Below are 4,769 nucleotides of genomic sequence, written 5' to 3' on the forward strand. Positions count from 1 at the left end.
GGTCGGGGTTGACTGGGTCGGCAACGACATCGTCATCGAGGCGATCCCCGATCCGAAGGTGCAGGGCGTGACCTGCCACGTCGCCTATTTCGACCGCTCGGTGCTCGACCGGCTGAGCCAGGGCAACTGGTTCGAGGACCCATCCTATTCCGCGCTCGACTGCCGGCAAACCGGGCCGATCACGGTGGGTGACATCGACAAGGGCAAGGATGGGGAGAACATCTTCTCCGAGCGCACTTCGCTGATCTTCAAGTCGCTGCGGGTGACGCGGATCCTCGACCAGAAGAACAACACGCTGATCTACCTCGCCCATGCGAGCGAACTGACGCAAGGGTCGGGCAAGATGTCGATCTCGACCGTGCCGCTTTACGATGCACGCAAGTGACGGCTTTCAGTCGGCAAGCGGAACGTCGAGCGGCGTCTCGGCTTCGCCCTGATAGACGGACGATACCTCCTGCCGAAGAATGCGGGCGATCAAGGCGGCGTCCTCTTCGCTGAAGGTCAGCGGCAGGCGCATGTCGAGAAGGCCCGCGAGGATGCGGTCGGTCGCGGGCAGGCTTTGCGGCCTAGCATAGCGCCACGACGAGTGGCGCGAGGTGAAACCCTGCGGCTCCTTCGCGCCGAACCATTTGAGTTCCACTCCCCGCGCGGCGGCGCGGGCGAGGACGGCGCGGACCTTGGCTTCGGGCCAGTCCGGCAGCAGGAACTGGAAGGACGAGGCGACATACTGCTCGCCGTCGGGCCGGTCGATCAGGGTCAGGCCGGGTGTCGACCGCAGCCCCGCCTCGACCGTCCGGTAGAGCGCGTTCCAGCGCGCGCACTGGCGCGGCAGGTCGGCAAGTTGCGGGCGCAGGATCGCGGCGCGCAGGTTGTCCATCCGGCCGGAGACGTTCGGGGTGACGTATTTCACCGCCTCGAACGCCTCCGGCGGCGGGGCGGCGCGGTGGCGCGGGTAGAGCATGTAGCTGCCCGAGAGGATGATCGCCTTCGCCATGAGGTCCGCGTCGTCCGAGACGATGAGCCCGCCCTCGCCCGAGTTCATGTGCTTGTAGGTCTGGGTCGAATAGCAGCCCATGACCCCGTGCCGGCCCGAGGGCACGCCCTTCCAGGCGGCCCCCATCGTATGCGCGCAATCCTCGATCACCGGCAGATCAGCCTTGTCGCAGACCGCCATCAGCCGGTCCATGTCGCAGATATGGCCGCGCATGTGGGACAGAAGCAGCGCCTTCGCGCCCGGCGCCTTGCCAGCGAGGTCGTCCATGTCGATGGTCAGCGCCCCGGTCGTCTCGACGAAGACCGGCTCGGCCCCGAGCGCCGCGATGGCGCCCGGCACCGGGGCGAGCGTGAAGGCATTGGTCAGCACCCGGTCACCCGGCCCGATCCCCAGGGCGCGCAGCGCGCAGCCGAGCGCGTAGCCCCCCGAGGCCACTGCAAGGCAGTATTTCGCGCCGGTGAAGGCGGCGAATTCCTCCTCGAGGAGCGCCGTTTCCGCGATCTCGCCCTCGGCCGTGTTGTAGCGGTGAAGCCGCCCGTGCCGCAGGACGTTCAGCGCCGCCGCGATCCCGGCCTCGGGGATCGGTTCCTGCTGGGTGAAGCTGCCGGTGAAGGTCTCGGGCTCGCCGCGCTCTCTCATGCTTCCCCCAGCGTCCGCAGGGCCAGCGCCGGCAGGTCGTCGAACCGTTCGAGGAGCGCTTCCGGCGAAAGCCGCGCCACCCCCCGCCCCTCGGGTCCGAAGGTGACGAGGGCCACCGGGACGCCGGCCGCCTCGGCCGTCCGGCGGTCGGTCTCCGTGTCGCCGATCAGCATGGACCGCGAGACGGCTCCGCCCGCGCGTTCGACCGAGGCGCGGTAGGGCGCCGGATCGGGCTTGCGGACGGGCAGCGTGTCGGCGCCGACGAGCGAGCCGAAAAGGTGGCGCACCCCCAGCCGGTCGAGCAGGATCGCGGCCAGCCGCTCGGGCTTGTTGGTGCAGATGCCGGTGACGAAACCGGCCTGCCGCAGCGCCTCCACCGCCGAGACGGCGCCGGGATAAAGCGTCGTCTCGCGGTCGATGGCCGCCTCGTAGAAGGACAGGAGGCGCGGGTATTCGCGGTCCACCGAGGCCTCGCCGGGGGCGCCCAGCCGCGAAAAACCCAGTCGCAGCATCGCGCGACCGCCGTGGAAGGCGGTCAAGGCATCGTCGACCGGATCGAGCAGGTCGCGGTGGCCGAGGTCGCGGAAACAGGCGTTCGCCGCCGCGATGAGATCGGCCGAGGTATCGGCGAGGGTACCGTCCAGATCGAAGATCACCGTGCGCATGCGGCAGAGAACCCGTGCAAAGTTTCTATTGTAACCTGCCGTAAGGATGATTGATGCTCACCCTCTTCCCGGCCCACGGGCCCTTGGTTAAAACGGGCCGACGTTCGAGGAAAGCATATTCATGGCCACAGCGCTCATCATTCTTGCCGCGGGACAGGGCACGCGGATGAATTCGGACCGTCCCAAGGTCCTGCACGAGGTCGCGGGCGCACCGCTTCTGGTTCACGCGATGATCGCCGGGGCGAGCGTCACTCCCGAGCGCACCATCGTCGTCACCGGCCACGGCGCCGACGCGGTCTCGGCCGCCGCCCGCGCCCATGACGAGACGGTGGAAATCGCCCATCAGGCCGAACAGCGCGGCACCGGGCACGCGGTCGCCGAGGCGCTGCCGCTGCTCGACGGGTTCGAAGGGCGGGTGATCGTGCTCTTCGGCGATACGCCCTTCATCCGGCCCGGCACGCTGGGGGCGATGCTCGCAGCATCCGCGGACGTCGTCGTTCTGGGCTTCGAGGCCGCCGATCCGGCCCGCTACGGGCGGCTCGTCACCCATGGCGGGCAACTCTACGGCATCGTCGAATGGAAGGACGCGAACGAGGACCAGCGGTCGATCACGCTGTGCAACAGCGGCGTCATCGCGGCAGAGGCGGCGCTGTTGCGCCGGCTCGTGGCCGGACTGGACGACAGGAACGCCGCGGGCGAGCTCTACCTGACCGACATCGTCGCCGCCGCGCGCGCCGCAGGACTGACGGCCGAGGTCGTCACCTGCTCCGAGGCCGAGACCCTTGGCGTGAACACGCGCGCCGACCTCGCCGCAGCCGAACGCATCTTCCAGGCACGCAAGCGCGCCGAGATGATGGAGGACGGCGTGACCCTGACGGCACCCGAGACAGTGTTCTTCGCCTTCGACACCGTGGTCGGGCGCGAGACGGTGATCGGGCCGAACGTCTTCTTCGGCCCCGGCGTGACCGTGGAATCGGAGGCCGAGATCCTTCCCTTCTGCCATCTCGAAGGCTGCCACATCTCGCGCGGTGCGCGTGTCGGGCCCTTCGCCCGGCTGCGTCCCGGCGCGGAACTGGCCGAGGATGTCCATGTCGGCAACTTCGTCGAGATCAAGAACGCGATCCTCGACGAGGGCGTCAAGGTCGGCCACCTCAGCTACCTCGGCGACGCCCATGTGGGCGCCCGCGCGAACATCGGTGCGGGCACGATCACCTGCAACTACGACGGCGTGATGAAGCACCGCACCGAGATCGGCGAACGCGCCTTCATCGGCTCGGACACCATGCTGGTGGCGCCGGTGCGGGTTGGCGCGCGGGCGATGACGGGGTCGGGCTCTGTCATCACCGAGGACGTGCCCGACGATGCCGTCGCGATCGGCCGCGCGCGGCAGGTGCTGAAACCGGGATTGTCGGCGAAATTGTTCGAAAAGTTGAAGGTCATCAAGGCCAGCAAGCGGAAAGAGACCGAATAATGTGCGGGATTGTCGGGGTGCTCGGGCACCATGAGGTCGCGCCGATCCTCGTCGAGGCGTTGAAGCGGCTGGAATACCGCGGCTACGATTCCGCCGGGATCGCGACGGTGAACCATGGCCGGCTCGATCGCCGGCGCGCGGTCGGCAAGCTCGTCAACCTCTCGGACCTCCTCGTGCACGATCCCCTGCCCGGCAAGGCCGGCATCGGGCATACCCGCTGGGCCACGCACGGCGCGGCGACCGTGGTCAACGCCCACCCGCACCGGTCCGGCCCCGTCGCCGTCGTCCACAACGGCATCATCGAGAACTTCCGCGAACTGCGTTCCGAACTCGCCGCCAGGGGACTGACCTGCGAGACCGAAACCGACACCGAGACGGTCGTGATGCTGACGCGATCCTACATCGACGCGGGGATGGCGCCGCGCGCGGCTGCGGTCGCGGCGCTGAAGCGGCTCGAGGGAGCCTTCGCGCTTCTCTTCCTCTTCGATGGCGAGGAAAACCTGATGGTCGCGGCGCGCAAGGGTTCGCCGCTCGCCATCGGCTATGGCGAGGGCGAGATGTTCGTCGGCTCCGACGCGATCGCCCTTGCCCCCATGACCGACCGGATCACCTACCTCGACGAGGGCGACTACGCCTTCGTCACCCGCGAGGGGGTGGAAATCCACGACGCTGCCGGACGGCACGCCAACCGCGAGGTTATGCGCATCCAGCTTGACCAGGCCCGCATCGAGAAGGCCGGTTTCAAGCATTTCATGGCCAAGGAGATCGCGGAACAGCCCGTGGTCCTTGCCGACGCGGTGAAACACTACACGGCCGGGGGTAGGCTGAACCTGCCACAGGGCCTCGACTTCGGCGGGCTCGACCGGCTGACACTCGTGGCCTGCGGCACGGCCTCCTATGCCTGCCTCACCGCGAAATACTGGTTCGAGAGCCTCGCCGGCCTGCCCTGCGAGGTCGATATCGGATCGGAGTTCCGCTACCGCGAACCGCCGCTGCCCGA

At 68.4% G+C, this 4,769-nt stretch carries 5 protein-coding genes; 3 read left to right on the plus strand and 2 right to left on the minus strand.

What is annotated here, in order from left to right:
* The coding region (locus tag ACMUOO_RS16405) for a CreA family protein (RefSeq protein ID WP_413855737.1) at positions 1-385 on the plus strand (385 nt) is incomplete at its 5' end.
* 6 nt (positions 386-391) lie between these two features.
* On the opposite strand, the gene ACMUOO_RS16410 is transcribed toward ACMUOO_RS16405, so the two are convergent.
* Both ACMUOO_RS16410 and ACMUOO_RS16415 read right to left on the minus strand, forming a co-directional pair.
* Positions 392-1,633 (minus strand): DegT/DnrJ/EryC1/StrS family aminotransferase, encoded by a 1,242-nt coding sequence (locus ACMUOO_RS16410; RefSeq protein WP_413855738.1) that lies wholly within the window; start codon positions 1,631-1,633, stop codon positions 392-394.
* Complete coding sequence (locus tag ACMUOO_RS16415) at positions 1,630-2,298, minus strand: HAD-IA family hydrolase (RefSeq protein WP_301918546.1); 669 nt, start codon at positions 2,296-2,298, stop codon at positions 1,630-1,632. The genes ACMUOO_RS16410 and ACMUOO_RS16415 overlap by 4 nt, the downstream gene beginning before the upstream one ends.
* 121 nt (positions 2,299-2,419) lie before the next feature.
* Between ACMUOO_RS16415 and glmU the strand changes: the two genes are divergently transcribed.
* Together glmU and ACMUOO_RS16425 are read left to right on the plus strand one after the other, a co-directional pair.
* Positions 2,420-3,769 carry a bifunctional UDP-N-acetylglucosamine diphosphorylase/glucosamine-1-phosphate N-acetyltransferase GlmU gene (glmU, locus tag ACMUOO_RS16420; RefSeq protein WP_301918547.1) on the plus strand — a complete coding sequence of 450 codons (1,350 nt, stop codon included), beginning with the start codon at positions 2,420-2,422 and terminating at the stop codon, positions 3,767-3,769.
* On the plus strand, positions 3,769-4,769 hold a 1,001-nt coding region (locus ACMUOO_RS16425), incomplete at its 3' end, for an isomerizing glutamine--fructose-6-phosphate transaminase (RefSeq protein ID WP_413855739.1). The genes glmU and ACMUOO_RS16425, both read left to right, overlap by 1 nt.

Source organism: Albidovulum sp., assembly GCF_041919395.1.
Lineage (GTDB): Bacteria > Pseudomonadota > Alphaproteobacteria > Rhodobacterales > Rhodobacteraceae > Albidovulum.

Excerpts from the sequence above, each read along its gene's own strand:
- ACMUOO_RS16410 (WP_413855738.1), bottom strand. The coding sequence starts at position 1,633 with ATGAGAGAGCGCGGCGAGCCCGAGACCTTCACCGGCAGCTTCACCCAG.
- ACMUOO_RS16415 (WP_301918546.1), bottom strand. The coding sequence starts at position 2,298 with ATGCGCACGGTGATCTTCGATCTGGACGGTACCCTCGCCGATACCTCG.
- glmU (WP_301918547.1), top strand. The coding sequence starts at position 2,420 with ATGGCCACAGCGCTCATCATTCTTGCCGCGGGACAGGGCACGCGGATG.